The following is a 21,911-nucleotide window of genomic DNA, read 5'->3' on the forward strand; positions in this document are numbered from 1 at the left end:
ATTATTGTTTTGCTAAAATATACAGGTGATGAATTCAATCTCCGTTCTTCATATCGAACTTTTTCAGGCAGGTAAAAATACTTCGGATTTTTATTTTAATACGATGAAAAATCATCTGGTAGTAGGGCATCGGCATATAGAAAAGCCTCATAGGCATGATTTTTATGCTGCCGTTCTTTTTACCGGAGGTAGAGGAGTGCACGAGATCGATTTCCAGAAATATGAGGTTTCAGAAGGAAGTCTTTTTTTTCTGTCGCCCGGGCAGATCCACAGCTGGGAACTTTCCGAAGATATAGAAGGATATATTTTTTTCTGTTCGCAGGAATTTTATGAAATGCATTATGTCAATCAGAAACTGAGAAATTTCCCTTTTTTCGGGTCAGTATCCTTTCCGAGACAACTTCAGTTAAGTCCTTCTGAACTGAAGAAAAATATCAGTCTGTTCCAGGAATTGGGAAAAGAGCATCTGTCTAAGAATAATATCATGAAGGATGGTCTTATCCTTTCCCTGATGTCTCAGATCTTTATCAATGCCACCCGGCTTTTTTCAAAAGATTTTGATACGATGGCTTCCTCTGCCGGTCTTTCGTATTTTAAACATTATCAGGATTTTGAAAATCTGATCGAATTGCATTTTGCCGAACAGAAATCCATTGCTTATTATGCTTCTTTACTGGGGATCTCATCAAAGCATCTGAATAGGATCGTGCAGACGGTTGTTCAGAAAACAGCTACAGAGGTCATTACTGAAAGAATAGTGCTGGAAGCCAAACGAATGTTGATGTATCTGGATGAAAGTCTGGTGGAGATTGCTTTCAGATTAGGCTATGAAGAGTATTCCTACTTTGTAAGAGTCTTCCGGAAAAGTTCCGGAATGACCCCTACTCAGTTTATGAGGAAATATAAGGCTTAATGGGTTTGAGTATAATTAATCCAATTCCTTTTCATCTGCAATCCATCACCTGATTCTGTCATCTACAAAACCAGTTTAAACGGTCCTTCAAAAGTAGTTTCAAATGAATCTACCAGTTTTCCGTTTTCATCAAAAACTCCAATCACCATATTTTGTTTGGATAGTTTAATATCTTCTTCAGGGAAAGTGATATTGATGTTTCCTTTCAGGATTTCATCACCCTTCAGAATGATTTTTTCATTTCCGAAATAGGTGATTTCTGCATGATCCGGAGTGATTACCTTAATGGTCAGTGTTTTTTTCTCGTTCGATTTATTCAGTAAAGTATAAATAAATGTATTGGTGATCTTACCGTTTTTAATGAAGAATGTAGATCCGGCAGGTTTGATAAACTTTGCTTCCATAGAACCACGGTCATACATTAAAAATCCAAGAAATCCGATTAGTAGAGCTAAAATAACCGTGGTTGCCTTCATTCTCGATGTAAATTTAAACTTCTCACGGTTTTCAATTTCTGACTCTGTGGCATAGCGGATAAGTCCTTTAGGCAGGCCAACTTTATCCATGATTTCATCACAGGCATCAATACATGCAGTACAGTTGACGCATTCCAATTGCTGTCCGTTTCTGATGTCAATTCCCGTAGGACAGACTACAACGCATTGATTACAATCTATACAATCTCCTTTCCCGGCTGCTTTTCTGTCTTCATTATTTCTCCATTTTGAGCGGCCTTCTCCTCTTTTAAAATCGTAATATACGTTGATCGTCTGTTTATCAATTAATACTCCCTGAAGCCTTCCGTATGGGCAAACCAGTGTACATACCTGCTCACGGAGCCAGGCAAAAACAAAATAAAAAGTCATCGTGAAAAAGATCATTGTGATGAATTTTAAAGGATGTTCTGAAGGTCCTTCAATCATAATCCGGAAAACCTGTTCGTAGCCTACGATATACATAAACATGAAAGTAGAGATAATCATAGAAATAAGGATAAATACGGACCATTTTGTGAGTCTTTTTCTTATTTTTTCAGAATCCCATTCCTGTCTGTCAAGCTTCATCTGTTTATTCCGGTCACCTTCAATCCAGTATTCAATTTTACGGAAAACCATTTCCATAAAAAGAGTCTGAGGACATAGCCACCCGCAGAATATTCTTCCGAAAACCACGGTAAACAGCATGACGAAAATCACGGAAGTCACCGCTCCTAAAGCTAGGATGAAGAAATCCTGAAGATAAAAGGGCTGGCCCAGAATAAAGAATCTTCTGTCTATAACATTGATAAGTAAAAATGGATTGTTGTTGATTTTTACGAAAGGCAATCCGAAAAATAATGCAAGAAGAAAATAGCTGGTGTAATTCCTGTAATTGGTATATTTCCCTTTGGGCTTTCTGGGGAAAATCCATTTTCTTTTCCCGGTTTCATCCATTGTTCCTACTGAATTTCTGAAATCTTCATTTTCAAGTTCTAAAGATTTGATATTATTGGACTCTACACTCATTATCGTATGCTATAAAGATATTTTAATACTGTTTTTCATCCGGACCAATCTTGTTTTTTGATAGAAAAAAAGTGATCAATCCTGTTACTGCAAAGCTCCGGATTATATAGATCACGTACTAATAGTATCTACTTCCAAAATAGGACAATTGGGACATTTGTGTTTTGAATAATATGATATCAAAATGAGAAAATATTTTTGAAACCGATCAGTCATATCGTAAATTGCAGTTCTAAAAATGAAGTATGAAGAATATCTGTAAAATAGGAATGATTGGTTTGGTTTTCGCATTGGTAAACTGTCAATCAGTAAATAGTAGTAAAATGTTTTATGAAGGTGTGAAGCCGGAGAAAATTTCGGATCAGTTTAGCTTTACAGAAGGGCCGTCAGCAGATAGGGAAGGGAATGTTTATTTTACCGATCAGCCTAATGATAAAATTTATTACTGGGACTGGAAAAGCAATAAGGTCATTATGTTTCTGGATAAAACGGGAAGGGCCAACGGTACCCATTTCGATAAAGACGGGTATCTGGTCACGTGCTCCGATGATCAGGGAGAAATCTGGAAAATATCAAAAGATAAAAAAGTGGAAGTCCTGCTGAAGGGATTTGAAGGGAAAAGATTAAACGGCCCGAATGATGTATGGAATGATGCTTTTGGCGGAATGTATTTTACAGATCCTCTGTATGAAAGAGATTATTGGGTGAATTTTAAGCAGGAGCTACCTCATAAAAGTCTCTACTACAGGAGTAAGGACGGGAAAATTTCCAAACTGGATACCTTTACACAGCCGAACGGAATTGCAGGAAGTGAGACGCTGAAAAAATTATATGTTTCCGACATTGATGCCGGGAAAACGTATGTGTATGATATTTTAGAAGAAGGGAAATTATCAGAGAAAAAATTGTTCTGTGAAATGGGTTCTGACGGAATGATACTGGATAAACATGGTAATCTTTACTTAACCGGAGACGGTGTACATGTTTTCAACCGTTCCGGAAAGAAAATCTATCACATCCCCATTCCTGAAAAATGGACCTCCAATGTGACGTTTGGAGGAGAAAATAATGATGTTTTATTTATCACAGCCTCAAAATCGGTGTATATTTTCCCAACGAGAGTGAGAGGGATAAAATAATTTTTGTGTCATTGCGAGGAGCATGGCGACGAAGCAATCTCTTATCATTAAACACGATTATAAGGGTGAGATTGCTTCACTTCGTTCGCAATGACATAATATTGAGCCGAAACTTAATAAGCCACCTCCATTTTTACCTTTTTACCTTTCAGTTTTTCGTTCTGAAGTTTTCTTAAAAGAGTGTTTACTTTATTTCTGGAAACAGCAACATAGGAAGTAGTGTCTTTTACTTCAATAATTCCTACGTCTTCTTTTTGAAGTTCTCCTTTCTTTAGCAGATACCCTACAATATCTACTTTATTGACTTTGTCTTTTTTTCCGGCACTGATGTAAATTGTCTGGAATGGTGTTTTTTCCGGAACCCTGTTGAATCCGGCTACACTTTCCTCCAGAGTATTATTTTTAATGAAAGGGAAATTTTCTTCCTCAGTCATAATCAGATAGACAAAACCTTTGGCATTCATTCTTGCGGTACGTCCGTTTCTGTGGATGAAGGCATCTTCTTTTGGAGGAAGCTGATAATGAACAATAGATTCCACTTCAGGAATATCAAGCCCACGGGCTGCCAGGTCGGTTGTAATAAGAATTCTTGCAGAATCATTTCTGAATTTCAGTAATGCACGTTCTCTTTCATCCTGTTCCATCCCGCCATGGAAGGTTTCTCTGTCTATTCCCATCTGATGAAGGAGTTCCGAGATACGGTCTACCGCTTCACGGTGATTACAGAAGATCAGCGTTCTTTTGTTCCCGATCTTACAAACCAGGTTGAACAAGGTATCCAGTTTTTCTTCCGGAATTGTCATTACTTTTCTTAACTGAATATCAGGTTTTACTTCATTTTCTTTAAGAAAGCTGATGATTTTTTCATCTTTTAATCCGGTAAATGCAGGAATTTCATCCATTGCTGTTGCAGAAGTTAGAATTCTTTGAGAAAGTCCCTTTAAAGCATTACAGATAAATTCCATATCATCATGGAAGCCCAGTTCCAAAGCTTTGTCGAATTCGTCCAGTACCAGTGTCTTAACCGTTTTCGGGTCAAAATTATTGTTTCTTACGTGATAAGTAACTCGTCCCGGAGTTCCGATCAAAACTGCCGGAGCTTCAATTAAATTATTAACTTCAATCTTTTTATCATGCCCTCCATAGCAAACGGAAACCTTGAAATCTGTTCCCATAGATTTGAAAACCTGTTCAATCTGTAACGCCAGTTCTCTGGCAGGAACCAATATCAATGCCTGCACTCCCTGCACATCTTTTTTCAGATTTCTGAGAACCGGAAATAAAAAAGCAAGGGTTTTTCCCGAACCGGTAGGAGAGAGCAGTACAATATCCGTATTGTTTTCAGAGGCTTTGTACGTAGATTTCTGCATCTGATTCATATCCTGAATCTGCAGCTTTTGATAGATAGATTGTAGTTCCATGGTGCAAAGGTAGTGAATTTTGGAGTTTGATAGTTGAAGGGCCTGAGAGGATGGGTGCTGCTTTCTTTTATGTAGGATACTATCATTTAGAATACAGACTGAAGGTCTGAGAATGTAATTCAGTAGCGTAGTGAAAGAATCTCAATGTACAACGCTATTATGAATAAGTTGTTGGTTTACGGTAAACCATAATGTTTGAGTTTGTTTTCAGGATACATTTGACGCAATAAAACTTAATACTATGAAACTCTATCAAGCTCTGGAAAATCAAATTAAAAAAGAACCCAATTATGTTTCCGATAACGGAGAAATAAAAAAATGGGTTGTTCTGAATAAAGCACAAAACTTTGATGAAGAACTGATCGGATTGCTACTGGAAGACTCCGATTTGAAGGAGAAATTTTTTGTGAAAGTAAAAGATGTCCGGGTATTTAAACAAAACCTCTTTATTCAGTTTCTGGAACAGAAAAACTATCTAAATGACAGCTATACTCAATTTAAAAATAAAGTAGGATTAACGATTGATGGCAGACATCTGAAACAACGCAATGAAGTATCTCTGGTATGGCCATTTAAAGACTGTATCCTGGAGGGCGGACAAAGCCGTGAGGAAGATAAAAGAGAGGAGATTTTCTTTAATGAAGTGCTGGCTCAGGATGAAATTACCGAACTTCTTGACCCAAAAGTACTAACCAATGCCAAACGGTTTGATAAAGAAGGTGACCATCATTTTGACCAATTCAATAGAGATGAAAACGGAACCATTAGCGATAATCTGATTATTAAAGGAAATAATCTTTTAGCATTGCATTCTCTGAAAAAAGAATTTGCTGGAAAGGTGAAGTTGATTTATATAGATCCGCCTTATAATACGGGAAATGATAGTTTTCAATATAATGATAGTTTCAATGAGAGTTCATGGCTTACTTTTATGAAAAATCGTCTAGAAATAGCTAGAGAATTACTTTGTAAAGACGGAAAAATATTTATTCAATGTGATGATAATGAACAGGCTCCTTTAAAAATTTTGTTAGATGAAGTTTTTAAAAAACAAAATTTTGTAGAAACATTTGTTTGGAAAAATACTGATAACGCTCCTGCTCTCTCAAAGAAGTCTAGAAAGAACATTGAATTTATTCACTGTTATGAAAAAATGCTGGATTCAAAAAATTACATTGGAAGAGAAAGTGATAATGATAATGCGCCATTATTAAATAGTGGTAATCCAATAACTATTTTAAAATTTCAGTCTCAAATGATTGAATTCAAAATTTCAGACGGTATTTATAAAAAAGGAAATTATGATAAGGTTGAATTACTTAATGATTTGGTAGTTAAAAATGGTAGGAATGAAAATACAATCCAGATTCAAGGACGTTTTAAATGGCAACAATCATTTTTGGATTCTGAAATAGCGAATGGAACTTATTTTATCATTAAATCAAATAAGTTTTCTATCAGATATCAAAGGAAATATTCTTCTAATTTAGCTCCGGATAAATTTTTAGATAGCGTATACTTATCAAAAGCTTTGGGAATTGAAACAAATGAGGACTCAAAAAAACATGTTGAATCTCTTAATTTAAATTTTGATTCTTTTCCAAAGCCAGAATCTTTAATCGGTTTTCTAATAAAAGCTGTTACAGAAGAAAACGACATCATCCTAGACTACCATCTCGGCAGCGGTACCACAGCATCCACCGCTCACAAAATGAAGCGTCAATATATAGGGATAGAGCAGATGGATTATATAGAAACCGTTGCTATAGAACGTTTGAAAAAAGTAATTGATGGAGAACAAGGCGGTATCTCCAAATCTGTAAACTGGCAAGGCGGCGGCTCATTTATCTACCTTGAACTCAAAAAATACAACCAAACCTTCATAGAAAAAATAGAAGAGGCAAAAGATGAAAAAACACTTCTTCAGATTTGGGAAGAGATGAAAGCGAAGTCTTTTCTTAATTATAATATTGATATTCAGAAGCAGGAGCAATGCATCGAGGATTTCAAAGCATTAAACCTTCATGAGCAAAAACAGCACCTTTGCGAACTGCTCGATAAAAACCAGCTTTATGTAAACCTTTCTTCTCTTAACGATAAGAACTTTGAGTGCACTCCGGAAGAACAGAAAGTAACCAGGGAATTTTATCAACTTAAAAACTAAGCACATGGCATTTTTACACGAAATATTCAATAATCCCTTTGCCCGTAAAGCTTTGGCGGAAGTTGCTTTACCCAACGGAATTACAGATAATCTGAAATTCGGAATCCGTCCGTATCAGGAAGAAGCTTTCAGACGTTATCTATACACTGAACAGGAAGATTTTGATGGGAAACCTAAGAAACCCCTGCATCTTCTTTATAATATGGCAACGGGAAGCGGGAAGACCATGGTGATGGGTGGTTTGATGCTTCATCTTTATGAAAAAGGATATAGAAACTTTTTGTTTTTTGTCAACAGCAACAATATCATTCAGAAAACGAAGGATAACTTTCTCAATCCTCAAACCTCGAAATATTTATTTCAGGAGAAAATTGTCATCAATGGCAAAGAAGTTTTCTTGAAACAGATCGATAATTTTGATGAGTCCGATCATGAAAACATCAATATTAAATTTACAACCATCCAGCAACTCCATATTGACTTGAATAATACCAAAGAAAACAGTATTACTTATGAAGATTTTCAGGATAAAAAAATGGTACTGATCGCTGATGAGGCCCATCATCTGAACAGTGGTACCAAAAGCGGTAACCTATTTGGAAGCTGGGAAGAAACCGTTCTGGAGATCCTGCATCAGAACTTTGAGAATATCCTTCTGGAATTCACTGCCACTTTAGATTATGAAAGCCGTGAAATCACAGAGAAGTACAAAGATAAAGTGCTTTATAAATATGATCTGGCTCAGTTCAGGACTGATAAGTTTTCTAAAGAAATCAATCTTATCCGCTCCATGTATGATGAGCAGGAAAGAATTGTTCAGGCTTTGATTCTCAATTTATATCGGCAGGAACTGGCAACCATTCATCACATTAATCTGAAGCCGGTTATCTTATTCAAAGCCAAGAAAACCATTAAAGAATCTGAACAGAATAAAGAGAATTTTCACAGGTTGATTGATGACTTCTCTGAAGCGATGGTAGAAAAGATCAGGAAAACATCCTCTGTTTCTGTTGTTCAAAAGGCTTTTGATTTTTTCAAGGTTAGAAATATTTCAGACAGTGAAATTGTAAAACGGATACAAACGCATTTCAGGGAAGAAAACTGTCTGAGCGCCAATAACGATTCAGAAGCAGAGAAAAACCAGATTTTACTCAATACATTAGAAGAAGAAAATAACCCGATTCGTGCTGTATTTGCAGTACAAAAGCTTAATGAAGGCTGGGATGTCCTTAATTTATTTGATATCGTCAGATTATACGAAGACCGTGACGGGAAAGAGGGGAAACCGGGGAAAACCACTCTCTCTGAAGCTCAGTTAATAGGTCGTGGAGCAAGATATTATCCGTTTGCTGTGGAAGATGGGGAAGATCAATTTGTCCGGAAATATGATGATATTTCAAATGATCTGAAAATTTTAGAAGAATTGTATTACCACACCAAAGAAGACAGCCGCTATATCTCTGAACTTAAAAAAGCATTGATAGACTCCGGAATATATGTAGATGAGGCTAATCTTGAGACCAAACAATTAAAGTTAAAACCTACATTTAAAACCACAGAATTATATAAAAACGGAGTTGTATTTTCAAACAGTAAAATACCCAAAAACTTTGATCAGATAAGATCCTTTAGAGATTTGGGGATTGTTAAACCTAAGTTCAGTTACCAGCTTTCTTCGGGAAGCGGGAGAACTTCCAATGTCTTTTTTGAGTTAGAAAAACCGATTCCTTTGGATGAAGGAATAAAATCTGAAGGAGTCAGAATTCATGACATTCAGAAACATGTTATCAGATATGCTTTAAGCCGGAATCCGTTTTATTATTTCGATAACCTTTCACGTTATTTTCCCAATATTACTTCTATCCGGGATTTTATAGAGGATGAAAAATATCTGGGCGGAATGGAAATCATATTCTACGGAACAAAAAACCGTCTTCAGGAAATTTCACATTTTGATTATCTTCAGGCACTGAATGGGTTGCTGCAAAATATAGAAGCAGATATTAAACACAATGCTCCGGATTATGAAGGCTCATCATTCCAGGCACAGCCTATTCATAAGATTTTCAGAGATAAAGAAATCAGGGTCACAAAAGGGAGTATAAAAGCAGATGGGCAGGAGAATGTGGTTTCTGATGAAGATTGGTACGCCTACAATGCCAACTATGGAACCCATGAGGAAAAAAGATTTGTGGAAATGTTTTCCAGACGTTTTAAAGGGTTGAAACAAAAATTTCAGGATATTCATCTGATCCGTAATGAAAGAGAAGTTAAGATCTTCGATAAACTAGGACGTGCTTTTGAACCGGATTTTATCTTATTTTGCAGCCAGAAGAAAGATAAGCAGCTGACGTATCAGGTTTTTATAGAACCTAAAGGAGCTCACTTAATTGATTATGACAGATGGAAAGATGACTTTTTGAGAAAAATGGGCGGGGAAAAGAATACTATTACTATTCATACGGACGAATATTTAATTACTGCCGTACCGTTTTATAACCATGAAACTGAAAAAGATTTTGAAATAGCCTTAGAAAAAACACTTACAAGCTAATCTTTCAACTTCCTCTTCTCTTTAAATTTTAAAATCCTTCTTTTAATCAATCTCTCTGATCTACAATTGTTTATGGGGAAAATATGAAACAGGAAAATTATTGCTTATCTCAAATAAAAAACGTATCTTTGCACCCACTTTTTGTGGTAAAGGTCTGAGAAAGTAAAATAGTATATATTAATAACTTCCGTATTTTTCAATCACATTTGTTAAGACCGTTGGAAGAGAAGGAATACAAATTTATTTAGAATTATGTCAAAAGAGACAAATTCAGCAGAATTATTATTAAACCAAAACGTAGCACCTGAACAATTTGACTGGGATTCTTTCGAATCTGGTCTTGATGCTGATGCTAGAAAAGAGAAAAGCGATTTAGAAGAGATCTACAACGGATCATTAAACAACTTAGACGATAACGACGTTCTAATTGGTAAAGTTGTAAGATTAACTGATAAAGAAGCTATCGTAGACATCAACTTCAAATCTGAAGGTGTTATTTCTCTTAACGAATTCCGTTACAACCAAGGCTTAAGCGTAGGTGATGAGGTAGAAGTAATGGTTGACAAGAGAGAAGACAAAACTGGTCAGTTACAGTTATCTCACAGAAAAGCTAGAACGCTTAAAGCTTGGGATAAAGTAAACGAACTTCACGAAACTGGTGAAATCGTTAACGGTTTTGTTAAGTCTAGAACTAAAGGTGGTATGATCGTTGACGTTCACGGAATCGAAGCATTCTTACCTGGTTCTCAAATTGACGTTAAGCCAATTAAAGATTACGATCAGTTCGTAGGAAAAACTATGGAGTTCAAAGTTGTGAAAATCAACCCTGAGTTCAAAAACGTAGTAGTTTCTCACAAAGCATTGATCGAAGCAGATATCGAAGGTCAGAAAAAAGAAATCATCGCTCAGCTTGAAAAAGGTCAGGTTCTTGAAGGAACTGTTAAGAACATCACTTCTTACGGTGTATTCATTGACTTAGGTGGTGTAGATGGATTGATCCACATTACAGACCTTTCTTGGTCTAGAGTGAACCACCCATCTGAAATCCTTGAGGACGGACAAACTGTGAAAGTTGTAATCCTTGATTTCGATGATGAGAAAACAAGAATCCAATTAGGTATGAAGCAATTAGAAGCTCATCCTTGGGATGCTCTTTCTGCTGACTTAAAAGTTGGTGACAAAGTAAAAGGAAAAGTAGTAGTTCTTGCTGACTATGGTGCATTCGTAGAAATCGCTCCAGGTGTTGAAGGATTAATCCACGTTTCTGAAATGTCTTGGTCTACTCACTTAAGATCTGCTGGAGATTTCGTAAAAGTAGGTGATGAAGTTGAAGCTGAAGTATTAACTTTAGACAGAGAAGAAAGAAAAATTTCTCTTGGTATCAAGCAGTTATCTAAAGATCCATGGGAAAACATCGAAGCTAAGTATCCGGTAGGATCTCAGCATGTAGGAACTGTAAGAAACTTCACTAACTTTGGTGTATTCGTAGAGTTAGAAGAAGGTATCGACGGTCTAATCTACATCTCTGATCTTTCTTGGACTAAGAAAATCAAGCACCCATCTGAGTTCTGTGCAGTAGGTGATAAATTAGATGTTGTAGTTCTTGAGCTAGATATCCAGGCTAGAAGATTATCTCTAGGTCACAAGCAATTGACTGAGAACCCATGGGATAAATTCGAAACTAAATATGCTGAAGGAACTATCCACGCTGGTAAAGCGGTAGAAGTTCACGATAAAGGAGCTTCTGTACAATTCGAAGATGCTGAGGTTGAAGCTTTCTGCCCTTCAAGATTATTAGAGAAAGAAGATGGATCTAAAATCAAAAAAGGTGAAGAGGCTCAGTTCAAAGTAATTGAATTCAACAAAGAATTCAAGAGAGTTGTAGTTTCTCACACAGGGATCTTCAGAGACGAAGAGAAGAAAAACGTTAAAGAATCTTCTTCTAGAAACGTAACTTCTTCTTCTAACAACGAAGAAAGATCTACTCTTGGAGACATCGATGCATTAGCAGAGTTGAAAAGAAAAATGGAAGAAGGTAAATAATCTTTGAACCATTGATAAATAAGCCGCTCGTTTGAGCGGCTTTTTTTGTACTTAAATTTTCAGGAGCTATTTCCCGCTATCCACTCATACTCCTCGCCCCTGCATGCTCTAACGCCAAACCCTCCGGTTCTCCAACTCTTGCTGCGGGGTAACCGTTGCTATCGGGGCTATTGTTATGATATGGTTATTTATATTTTTCTATTTTTTAATTAATTATGTTAAATTATTTCACTCAATAAAGAAAAATTGTTATTTTCACCCCGCTAAATTTAAAATTTTAACTATGAAAAAAACATTTTTATTTTTATTCATGGCATTCATGATGTCATGGAGTGATCTTAATGCACAGTCTGACTACATTATCATGCTGGATAATGGAAACTCTACCACCAATGCCGAATATGCCAATATGAAGCGGGGAGCCATTAAACTGATGGAAGAGCTTTTGGCATGCGATAGAAGAAACAGGATTGCTGTGGTGCAATATGGAACAGGAAAGTATGGTGATGCCAGTGGAGCAAGCAAACCTTTAATCTATATAGAGTCTGATTTTACCAATGATCATTTTACCGCTCAGAATTTTGAGAGACGTCTCGATTTCGGAGATCTTTTTCATGAATCTCTCGGTTTGATCGCCAATGCTTTAAGTGGAGCTGCAGATCCTAATATCATAAGCCCTCAAACAACATTGAATAATTCACAGCCTCTGAAATTTGTAGTATTTACAGATGCAGAAAGAAATATGGGAGGTCTTAACGGATCTTACCTTGTAAATTATAACAATACCAACTATAGTAATCCTCTGGCATTTGATAATGCAGTTAAATTTAAGATGATGGGAGCACAGTTTACAATGATTCATACCAATACAAATAGTGCGGCAGTAGGAGCGGCTGCATCTATTGCGAGTGCAGGCGGGGCTTATACGGGAGCCTTGGAACCTAATACTTCGGATCCAGATTTTGGGACGCCTTCAAGACTATATTATAACAGACCTAATGGATTTGCTGTAGGGCAGCCGGAAATGGACTACTGGCCGAATCTTGCATCGAATATATGCAATACCAATGGTATGGGAACGGTGAACTTCAGATATGAACCGGGTGAATGTATAGGAACAACATCAGGTATCGGTGGGTATTATAATCTTCCGGCAGGGGCTACTCTGGTAAGTCTTAGAGTAGAGCTGGTAGGATTGCAGAACGGAACTGTATTTCCTGTAAATTTCACCCCTAACTTTGGACCCGGGAACTTTTATAATTATTATTTCCAGCCCTCAGATTTTGATGCTGCTGTGAATGGAGGCGCAACAGGTGAACAAAAATTCAGAGTGTCTATGGTTTATCTTTATAATGGGAACTATGAAATTGCTTTTGCATGGAACAACTATCCGTTCTTTGATTATGATATTCTAATGAAGTGCCCGGTTTTAAGAGCAGCAAAATCTCAAACAGAAGAGAAGATTTTAAAGTTGACGCCTAATCCTACCACTGGCCAGTTTAAAGTTATTCTGAAAGAAGGAACCGGAGCAAGAACATTAGAGATAAGAGATCTGATCGGAAATACAGTTTATAATAAGATATTGCGTGGAGAAAAAGAGATAGAGGTAGATCTTAGTTCACGAAAAGAAGGAATCTACATTGTCAATGTGACAACAGATAAAAACGAAACCTACTCAGAAAAAATCATTAAAAAATAAATAAGCTTAAAACTGTCCTCCCGGGCAGTTTTTTTGTTTTTATAAAGAAAGGATATTTATTAAAAATTAAACAATTTTTAATATAAATGTTAAAGTTTTAAATTTATATCACTGTTTGTGGAAAAAATATTACTTTAACGGGACTGAATTTAAAACTTTTAACTATGAAAAAAACATTCTTATTTTTCTTCATGGCATTTCTGATGTCGTGGAGTCATCTTAAAGCACAGTCTGATTATATTATTATGTTGGATAATGGATCTTCAACAGATGAATTTGCATATACACAGATGAGACTGGGCGGAATTAAATTAATGGAGCAGCTTTTAGCCTGTAATCCTGAGAACAGGGTAGCTGTGGTACAATATGGAGCAGGAATACATGGGAATAATACAGGTATATATAAACCATTGATTTATATTGAGTCTGATTTCACCAAAGACCATTTTACAGCACAGAATTTTGAAAGACGACTGAATTTCGGAGATTTCTTTGATGAATCTTTAGGTTTGGTAGATGATGCTTTAAATGGAACTCCCAATGCAAATATTGTAAGCGCACAGAAAACATTGAATGTGTTACAGCCACTCAATGTGATTGTTCTCACTGATGCGGAAAGGAGTACAGGAGGAATTAATATTATCAACTCATCGTTCATTACAAACAGTGACCCAAATGCTTCTTCAGAGTTTTTCAATATGCTGAAATTTAAAAATGAAAGAGATGCGAAATTTACAGTAGTTCATCTGAATACCAAACCTGTGGACATTCAGGCTGCAGCAGCTGTGGCAAGTAGAAATCTTGCAGGTCCTTATACCGGCCTGGCCGAGTGGGTTTCCGGAAATGATAATAATGGGCCGAGAATGTATTATAACAGAACGAATGGGTTTGGCCTGTACGATTTTGAATCAGAGTACTGGCGTGATATGGCAGAGAAAATCTGTCAGCCTATTAAAGGTCAGCCAACATTCAACTTTTTGTATGAGCCGGGAGCGTGTGGGCCGGATTTTGCATCGTTTAACGGAGAATATAACCTTCCGTCCGGGACAATTTTGATAGATTTAAAAGTGGATGTGGTAAGTTTGTCTACGGGCCAGGTGTATTCTATACCTGCTAATCCTGTATCTATAGGTTCAGGTAGCTTTGCTTATTATCTTCAGGCTGCCGACCTGGCTGTTCTAAAATATGCAGGCGCTACAGGATGGCATAAGATCAGATTGACCTTGAACTATGACAATAACGGTGAAATCGGTTCTGTTTATAGCTGGAATAATTATCCGTATTTTGAGTATGACATTAATATGGATTGCTCAAGATCAGGAACTGGATTAGCTTCAGAGAAGGAAAAGATTTTCAAACTGACTCCAAATCCTACCAACGGACAGTTTTCAATAGTTCTTACCAAAGAAGTAGCATCCGGAAAGGTAGAAGTAAGAGATCTTACAGGAAACCTGGTTTACCATAAACAATTACGGAATGAAAAACAGGTTGAAGTGAATCTGAGTTCCCGAAAAGAGGGAGTCTACATTGTCAATCTGATAACAGATAAAAATGAAACCTTCTCAGAAAAGATCATCAAAAAATAATTTTAAATAAAGAAACTGTCTGTAAGGGCAGTTTTTTTTATGAATGTTTTTTCATCGCATAACTTCAGTGAAAGTATAAAAATTGCTGTAAATGTGGTATGGCAGGCATAAAATTAATAGTCAACTCTCTGTATTGAGAAATGTTTAATCTTTTTAAGTTATTTTTATTCATCTGTATTCTGTTATTTTTATAATTTATGTAAATAAATACATTATTTATATGTGAAATATTTGTAGATTAGCGCCTTTAATAATGGATATGAAAAATAAAACTCTACCTCTTTTGTTTGCGGTATTTTCTGCATTTCCGGCTATATTGTTTGGTCAGGATAATGAAAAGCTGATTAAAGATTATATTTCTCAAAATAAAATAAGAGAATATAAAAAATCAGATCTTAATAACATTATCATAGACAATGTAGATCCTTCAAAATCGATGAACGGTGATGTTGTAAAATTCTTACAGACATACAATGGCTTGCCTGTTTACAGTTCTGTGGGAACAGTGCTGATTAAAGACAACAAAATTGTTTATTATACAGACAATTTTGTGAAAGATTACACCAGCTCTACACCAGGTACTGCAGTGATCAACAAAAGTGCCGCACTGCAGAAAATTGCTGAAGAGCTGAACAATTCCGATATTGATGGCTTTACGATTCTTGGATACCGTGAAAAAGGCACCAACAGATCTGCGTCTGCAAATCAGAGATTGGTATATGCTAATGACGGGAAGGGAAATCTGCGTCTTGCTTACGAGTATACGCTGATGGAACCTAAATCCCCCAATTACTGGAACATTGTGGTAGATGCTACCAACGGAAGTATTTTAGAAAAAAATAATCTGACATTGTCATGCAGCTTCCATCCGGATGCCTATGCTTCAGACATTGATCATAACCATGCTGATCATTTTGAAAATAATTTTATCGGCCCTCAGAACCTGATTGCAGAGAATAAAACCTCCTTTTTAGCACCGGATAACGCTACTTATAATGTATTTCCCCTGCCCGTTGAATCAGCAACATTCGGTTCAAGGTCAATCGTTTCCAACCCCTGGATTCTTGCCGCTTCTCCTGAAGGATGGCATTCAGACGGAACGAATCACTATAATACCACCAGAGGAAATAATGTGTTTGCTTATGAAGATGTAGCTGGAAATTCAATGTCATATCCTACTTACATACCGGGAACACCGGCAGATGGCGGAGCATCAAGAAATTTTGATTTCCCTTTCGGAATGTATGATACCGCAGCCGCTAACAGAAATGCATCGATCACTAATTTATTCTATCTGAACAATAAAGTTCATGATATTTTCTATAAGTTCGGATTTACAGAAACGGCAAAAAACTTCCAGCAGAACAATTTTGGAAACGGTCCTGCAGGAGGAGATGATGATGTGGTATTTGCTGAAGCACAGGATGGAGGAGGTACCAATAATGCTAACTTCTCTTCTCCGGGAGACGGTTATAATCCTAAAATGCAGATGTATCTTTGGTCTACCACCAACAGCAGATTATTGTTCTATAACACCCCTGGTACAGCAACCGGCCGTGCACCGATTGTCGGGAGTGCCCAGTTCGGTCCGGCTTTGAACGCAACCGGAGTAACAGGCGAAGTAAAACTTTCAACAGACCTTCAGGCTTGCCAGGCATTACCGGCGGGATCTCTTACCGGAAAGATCGGACTTATTGAAAGAGGTGGAGGAACCAACTGCGGATTTGCTGTAAAAGTAAAAAATGCTCAGAATGCAGGAGCCATAGGCGTAATCGTATATAGTAACGTAGGTGCTGCGAGTATCCCTCCTGTAATGGGTGGTGTAGATGGTTCTATTACGATCCCTTCAGTACTGGTTCAGAATTCGGAAGGAGAATATATAAAAAGTCAGCTTGCAGCCAATACAACAGTAAATGTTACCCTGAAAAAAGACGCTGCTTACAATGTAGTTCCTGACGGAAGTTTTGATAACGGGATTGTCATTCACGAATACGGTCACGGAATTTCAAACAGATTAACAGGTGCAGGTTCAGCCTGTCTGAATGTTAATACCAGTAAAGAACAGATGGGAGAAGGATGGTCCGACTTCTTTGCGTTGATGTTAACCAATAAAGACGGTGATAATGCTACAGTACCAAGAGGAGTAGGAACTTATGTGGGAGGACAGACCAACGAAGGTCCGGGAATCAGACCGGCAAGATATTCTCCTAATTTTGCAGTGAATGACTTCACTTATGGAGATACCAACAGTATGCAGTATACCAATGCAAGCGGTGGTCTGAGTACGGATGTACACTCTATCGGATTTGTATGGGCTACAATGCTTTGGGATCTTCACTGGAAATATGTTGAGAAATACGGTTATTCTTCAAATGTATTATCAAATACAACAAACGGAAGTACAAGAGTATTGCAGCTGGTGACAGATGCTCTGAAGCTGCAGCAGTGTAATCCTAGCTTTATTGAAGGAAGAGATGCCATCCTTAGCGCAGAAATGGCTACAACTCAAGGAGATGATAAATGTATGATCTGGAGTGTTTTTGCTAAAAGAGGGCTTGGGATCAATGCTTCGGCAGGAGTTAAAAACATTGTTACGGACCAGGTTGAAAACTTTGCAGTGCCTGAAGAATGTTTATTGGCAACCAATGAAGTAAAATCGGTGAAAGAAAATAAAATTTCAATCTATCCGAACCCTGCCAGCAATGAATTCTATATCAACTTCCCAGGTAACACCCTTGGAAAAGTAAGTGTGGAAATTTATGATATGTCCGGTAAAATGGTTTCTTCGGAAGATAAAATCTCACCGGATGCCAAAAAAGCAATCTCTACAGAGAAAATGATCAACGGAACTTATATTGTAAAAGTAAAAGGTTTAGGCTTTGAATCTTCTTCAAAAGTAATCGTTAGAAAATAACAGATTGATATAATCAATTTCAGAATCGCCGCAAGCTTTGCTTGCGGCGATTTTATTTATCTATCATGGCAACGCTTCCGGCTGTTTTAATTTATATATTGTAACTTTGCAGGCTGTTAAAAAAATTATGAAGAAGAAAAATATACTAAAAGGTGTTTTATTTGTAGGAATTGGAGCTAGTATATACGGTATGTTGGCCACTTTTGTGAAAATGGCCTATCATGATGGCTTTACAACCTCAGAAGTGACTACCTCCCAATTTGTATTAGGACTGGCAGGGCTTTTAATCCTGAATTTTATTCAGACCTTAACCTCAAAACAGAAATTATCATTACCGAGTTCTAAAGAAGTCAGAATGCTAATGCTTGCGGGAACATCGCTGGGAGGAACAAGTTTATTCTATTATATTGCCGTTCAGTACATCAACGTTTCCATTGCAATTGTATTACTCATGCAGTCTGTGTGGTTCAGTGTCGTAGTGGAAAGTATTCTTACAAAAAAGCTGCCGAATGCAAGAAAAGTGGTTTCTGTTGTTATTGTATTAGTGGGAACTATTCTGGCAACCAATCTGATCAATATGGAGATTGAGCTCGACTGGCATGGTGTTTTCTGGGGGCTAATGGCGGCAGCTTCATATACGCTGACCATGTTTACATCCAATACGCTGGCGACCCATCTTCCGGTTTTCAGAAAGAGTATCATTATGCTGACAGGGGGATCCATTGTTGTTTTTGCATTCCTGTTTTTTGCACAGATAGGCCCTATGTATTTTGATGGATTAAAAACTTTCTATCTGAACTTTACCGAAAATACAGAACACATCCATCCATTCAATTATTCAATATTCTGGACTTACGGAGCTGTTCTGGCTTTGTTCGGAACCATTATTCCACCGGTTTTATTCAACATCGGTTTCCCGAATGCCGGTTTGGGGTTGGGAAGTATCGTTTCATCACTGGAACTTCCGGTTTCTGTGACCATGGCTTTTGTGCTATTGGGTGAACAGGTATTCCTGATACAATGGGTAGGAATTGTTTTAATCCTGTTTGCGATTGTTTTAATGAACCTTCCTTCCAAAAAAGAGAAAGAAGTTTCAATGGCGTAATTATCCTAAAAAGAATTTTTAAATAAAAATAACAGTTGAAAACCGTTCCTTTTGTAGCGGTTTTTTTAATTTTAAAAATCTAAAATAAAATTTCATGAACTATTTCAGAAATCTGATGTCTGTCATTTTGTTGGTAACAGTGCCAAGCCTGGTGTTTTCACAGGTTAAGCCTCTGGATGCCACGCTGTCTGACTATCAATACCCATATGAAGTCCGTTTTCTCAGCCTGAAATCTCAGAATAATGATCTGAAGATGGCTTATATGGATGTAAAGCCGGCAAAACCGAATGGAAAAACGATCATGCTGCTGCATGGCAAGAATTTTAACGGAGCGTATTGGGAAAAAACAGCCAGGGATTTATCTGCCAAAGGTTTCAGGGTGGTAATTCCTGATCAGATAGGATTTGGTAAATCTTCAAAACCACATAGTTATCAGTTTTCTTTTTCCCAACTCGCTGACAATACCAAAGCAGTGTTGGATGAACTGAAAATTGATAAAGCCATCATTCTGGGACACTCAATGGGAGGAATGGTGGCGGCAAGATTTACATTGCTTTACCCGGAAAGAGTTCAAAAGCTGATTCTTGAGAACCCGATCGGGCTGGAAGATTATAAAACGTTTGCTGCTTACCAGACTATTGACCAGGCATATCAGTCTGAACTTAAAAATACAGCGGAAACTTATAAAAATTACCAGCTGAAATTTTATTATGACAATAAGTGGAAAGAAGAATATCAGCCATGGCTGGATCTTATTGCAGGATGGACGCTCCATAAAGACTATCCTCAGGTGGCATGGGATGCAGCACTAACGTCTGATATGATCTATAATCAGCCCGTATGCTATGAGTTTAAAAATATAAAAACACCCACGTTGCTTATCATCGGAACAAGAGACAGAACAGCTATCGGAAAAGACAGAGCTCCTAAAGAACTGCAGCCGAAAATGGGTCAGTATCAGGAATTAGGAAAGAAGACACAACGTGAGATTGCAGGCTCAAAGCTGGTAGAACTAGACAATGTAGGACATTTACCACATATTGAAGTATATACTGAATTTTTCAATGCCCTGTATGACTTTATTAAATAATGGAACAGATCCGACAGAATGAGAAGCATTAGCTTTTATATTTCAAAATATATAGAACAGTAATCCTATGAACATCAGAAATAAAAAAGTAAATGATGATAGCTTCTGGGTAGTTTTTTTCTCCCTTATATTCATGTTTTTATTCCTTGGGATGGGAGTAGGTGGGGTTTATTACAGCGGAAATAAATTTTACAGACATATACATCTTGTATCTGATGGTATCAAAACCGCAGGGGTGATTACAGGGTATGAAGAAAGTTGGTCGAAGGACGATGACGGAAACGGATATACCAAAATGTATTCACCTGTCATCACTTATTATGATACCTCTAACCGATCATACACCCTGAATGCAGATTACAGCCGTAACAGCAGAGAATGGACTAATGATGCAACGGTCTATTTTGATAAAGACAATCCTTCCCGGGCGATTCGTGGCGGGTTTTGGCATTTGTGGTTCTGGCCGTTTATTATCCTGTGCCTTTCAATGGTTCCTTTGGCAATCGGAGTGTTCGTTCTTCTGTATTATGTCAGAAAGTTATTTAAAAGAAAAGACCGTTGGTAGCTAAACGGTCTTTTCTTTTTGTCTGAACATCAGCAGGGCAAATACTCCTGTTGCTGAAAAGATCATACATGAGATCCCGAGGTTTTGGATGTATCCAATGCTGATGAGCCCGGCTCCGATCAATACATAATAGATAAGCCCCAGCAGTGCCCCTGCGCTCCCTGTTTCATTCTTATAGCTGATTAAGGCTGTGCTTAAGATATTAGGAATGGCAATACTGAATGCCATCACAATGAAGAAATAAGGGATTAGAAAATAAATTTCCCGGCCTGATAAAACCCACACAAAAACTGATGCAATAAATGCTGCCAACGTGCTTACCCTGACTAAGGATTTAGATTGTACTTTATTCATGAGCAGGTATCTGTTAAGCTTTGCCCCTGCAAAAGTGCCTGCAGCCAGAATAATACTGCTGTATCCGAAAGCATAGGAAGAATAATGATGTTCTTTAAATATAAACGGAGCTAATGAATAGTATGAAAACAGCAGTACATTGAAGCTCATGATCAGTAAACAGCATCTGATGATTTCATGATCACACAGCATTCGTTTTAATAAATTCCATAGGGTACGGATGTTGGTTTCTTTTCCCGGAAGATAGGTTTCAGAGACTTTTTTTCTGGAAAGGAGATAAAATAAAACAGCCAGAAGATATAAAGTAATAAAAATACCCTTGTAACCCACAGTGGTAGCCAGTGCAGAACCAGTGATCATCCCGATGACAGGACTGATGGATAAACCGATCCCAATCCATGAAAATACTTTGCTGATGCTGTCTTTATCATACATATCACGTAAAATGGTCTGGGTAACAATAGAACCCACCGCAATTCCGAAAGCAGAAATAATCCTGGCAGCAAGCAGAAAGATAAAATCAGGAGCAAAAACAGCGGCAAAGGTTCCTGCTCCATAGATGATCAGCCCATATTCAAGTGCTTTTTTTCTTCCGATTCTGTCGCACTGCACGCCCCAGAATGCTACTCCAAGGGCAAATGCAATGAAGTATAAGCTTATTGTCAACGTCGCAGATTCTTCCTTCACTCCAAACTGTTCCTGTACCATTGGTAAAACAGGGCTGTAAATGGTTTCTACAAACTGAGGAAGCATTACGAGAAGGGTCAGCAGCCAGAGTGGATTTGTCTTTTTCATTTTTTTCTGCAAAGTTTCAAATAATTCAATGTATATTTATAATGATATAAAAACAAAAAACATC

The 21,911-nt window shown here is 37.3% G+C and carries 14 protein-coding genes; 11 read left to right on the forward strand and 3 right to left on the reverse strand.

Annotation, left to right across the window (positions count from 1 at the left end; all coding sequences use genetic code 11):
- The first annotated feature begins 28 nt into the window (after positions 1-28).
- Positions 29-913, forward strand: coding sequence for an AraC family transcriptional regulator (locus ACTJJF_RS15915; protein ID WP_440700266.1), 885 nt, complete (start codon positions 29-31; stop codon positions 911-913).
- 62 nt (positions 914-975) lie between these two features.
- On the opposite strand, the gene ccoG is transcribed toward ACTJJF_RS15915, so the two are convergent.
- Positions 976-2,418: a cytochrome c oxidase accessory protein CcoG gene (ccoG, locus tag ACTJJF_RS15920; RefSeq protein ID WP_440700267.1), complete on the reverse strand. Its 1,443-nt coding sequence runs from the start codon at positions 2,416-2,418 to the stop codon at positions 976-978.
- Positions 2,419-2,663: 245 nt separating this feature from the next.
- Between ccoG and ACTJJF_RS15925 the strand changes: the two genes are divergently transcribed.
- Entirely contained in the window at positions 2,664-3,557 is an 894-nt protein-coding gene (locus ACTJJF_RS15925; RefSeq protein WP_440700268.1) for an SMP-30/gluconolactonase/LRE family protein, read from the forward strand.
- Between the two features lie 113 nt (positions 3,558-3,670).
- On the opposite strand, the gene ACTJJF_RS15930 is transcribed toward ACTJJF_RS15925, so the two are convergent.
- Positions 3,671-4,978: a DEAD/DEAH box helicase gene (locus tag ACTJJF_RS15930; protein ID WP_440700269.1), complete on the reverse strand. Its 1,308-nt coding sequence runs from the start codon at positions 4,976-4,978 to the stop codon at positions 3,671-3,673.
- 241 nt (positions 4,979-5,219) lie between these two features.
- On the opposite strand from ACTJJF_RS15930, the gene ACTJJF_RS15935 reads away from it, so the two are divergent.
- The 9 genes from ACTJJF_RS15935 to ACTJJF_RS15975 all read left to right on the forward strand — a co-directional run bounded on the left by ACTJJF_RS15935 (position 5,220) and on the right by ACTJJF_RS15975 (position 20,698).
- Positions 5,220-7,142, forward strand: coding sequence for a DNA methyltransferase (locus ACTJJF_RS15935; protein ID WP_440700270.1), 1,923 nt, complete (start codon positions 5,220-5,222; stop codon positions 7,140-7,142).
- A 4-nt stretch (positions 7,143-7,146) separates the two neighbouring features.
- Entirely contained in the window at positions 7,147-9,696 is a 2,550-nt protein-coding gene (locus tag ACTJJF_RS15940) for a DEAD/DEAH box helicase family protein (RefSeq protein ID WP_440700271.1), read from the forward strand.
- Positions 9,697-9,948: 252 nt separating this feature from the next.
- On the forward strand, positions 9,949-11,739 hold the full coding sequence (gene rpsA, locus ACTJJF_RS15945; protein ID WP_312299727.1) for a 30S ribosomal protein S1: 1,791 nt from the start codon (positions 9,949-9,951) through the stop codon (positions 11,737-11,739).
- Between the two features lie 283 nt (positions 11,740-12,022).
- Positions 12,023-13,438, forward strand: coding sequence for a T9SS type A sorting domain-containing protein (locus ACTJJF_RS15950; protein ID WP_440700272.1), 1,416 nt, complete (start codon positions 12,023-12,025; stop codon positions 13,436-13,438).
- Positions 13,439-13,602: 164 nt separating this feature from the next.
- Positions 13,603-15,024 (forward strand): T9SS type A sorting domain-containing protein, encoded by a 1,422-nt coding sequence (locus ACTJJF_RS15955; RefSeq protein WP_440700273.1) that lies wholly within the window; start codon positions 13,603-13,605, stop codon positions 15,022-15,024.
- Between the two features lie 259 nt (positions 15,025-15,283).
- Positions 15,284-17,938: a T9SS-dependent M36 family metallopeptidase gene (locus tag ACTJJF_RS15960; RefSeq protein WP_440700274.1), complete on the forward strand. Its 2,655-nt coding sequence runs from the start codon at positions 15,284-15,286 to the stop codon at positions 17,936-17,938.
- A gap of 127 nt (positions 17,939-18,065) precedes the next feature.
- Positions 18,066-19,043, forward strand: a complete 978-nt coding sequence (locus ACTJJF_RS15965; RefSeq protein WP_312299719.1) for an EamA family transporter — start codon at positions 18,066-18,068, stop codon at positions 19,041-19,043.
- Between the two features lie 94 nt (positions 19,044-19,137).
- Positions 19,138-20,133, forward strand: coding sequence for an alpha/beta fold hydrolase (locus tag ACTJJF_RS15970; RefSeq protein ID WP_440700275.1), 996 nt, complete (start codon positions 19,138-19,140; stop codon positions 20,131-20,133).
- A 67-nt stretch (positions 20,134-20,200) separates the two neighbouring features.
- The gene (locus ACTJJF_RS15975; RefSeq protein WP_440700276.1) at positions 20,201-20,698 is read left to right on the forward strand and encodes a DUF3592 domain-containing protein; all 498 of its coding nucleotides are present in this window, start codon (positions 20,201-20,203) and stop codon (positions 20,696-20,698) included.
- On the opposite strand, the gene ACTJJF_RS15980 is transcribed toward ACTJJF_RS15975, so the two are convergent.
- On the reverse strand, positions 20,699-21,847 hold the full coding sequence (locus tag ACTJJF_RS15980) for an MFS transporter (protein ID WP_440700277.1): 1,149 nt from the start codon (positions 21,845-21,847) through the stop codon (positions 20,699-20,701).
- Positions 21,848-21,911: the final 64 nt, after the last annotated feature.

This window comes from Chryseobacterium sp. 22458 (assembly GCF_052044975.1).
GTDB lineage: Bacteria > Bacteroidota > Bacteroidia > Flavobacteriales > Weeksellaceae > Chryseobacterium.

Bases quoted from the DNA above. Each gene is read 5' to 3' on its own strand.
- ACTJJF_RS15915 (WP_440700266.1), top strand. From the start codon at position 29: ATGAATTCAATCTCCGTTCTTCATATCGAACTTTTTCAGGCAGGTAAA.
- ccoG (WP_440700267.1), bottom strand. From the start codon at position 2,418: ATGAGTGTAGAGTCCAATAATATCAAATCTTTAGAACTTGAAAATGAA.
- ACTJJF_RS15925 (WP_440700268.1), top strand. From the start codon at position 2,664: ATGAAGAATATCTGTAAAATAGGAATGATTGGTTTGGTTTTCGCATTG.
- ACTJJF_RS15930 (WP_440700269.1), bottom strand. From the start codon at position 4,978: ATGGAACTACAATCTATCTATCAAAAGCTGCAGATTCAGGATATGAAT.
- ACTJJF_RS15935 (WP_440700270.1), top strand. From the start codon at position 5,220: ATGAAACTCTATCAAGCTCTGGAAAATCAAATTAAAAAAGAACCCAAT.
- ACTJJF_RS15940 (WP_440700271.1), top strand. From the start codon at position 7,147: ATGGCATTTTTACACGAAATATTCAATAATCCCTTTGCCCGTAAAGCT.
- rpsA (WP_312299727.1), top strand. From the start codon at position 9,949: ATGTCAAAAGAGACAAATTCAGCAGAATTATTATTAAACCAAAACGTA.
- ACTJJF_RS15950 (WP_440700272.1), top strand. From the start codon at position 12,023: ATGAAAAAAACATTTTTATTTTTATTCATGGCATTCATGATGTCATGG.
- ACTJJF_RS15955 (WP_440700273.1), top strand. From the start codon at position 13,603: ATGAAAAAAACATTCTTATTTTTCTTCATGGCATTTCTGATGTCGTGG.
- ACTJJF_RS15960 (WP_440700274.1), top strand. From the start codon at position 15,284: ATGAAAAATAAAACTCTACCTCTTTTGTTTGCGGTATTTTCTGCATTT.
- ACTJJF_RS15965 (WP_312299719.1), top strand. From the start codon at position 18,066: ATGAAGAAGAAAAATATACTAAAAGGTGTTTTATTTGTAGGAATTGGA.
- ACTJJF_RS15970 (WP_440700275.1), top strand. From the start codon at position 19,138: ATGAACTATTTCAGAAATCTGATGTCTGTCATTTTGTTGGTAACAGTG.
- ACTJJF_RS15975 (WP_440700276.1), top strand. From the start codon at position 20,201: ATGAACATCAGAAATAAAAAAGTAAATGATGATAGCTTCTGGGTAGTT.
- ACTJJF_RS15980 (WP_440700277.1), bottom strand. From the start codon at position 21,847: ATGAAAAAGACAAATCCACTCTGGCTGCTGACCCTTCTCGTAATGCTT.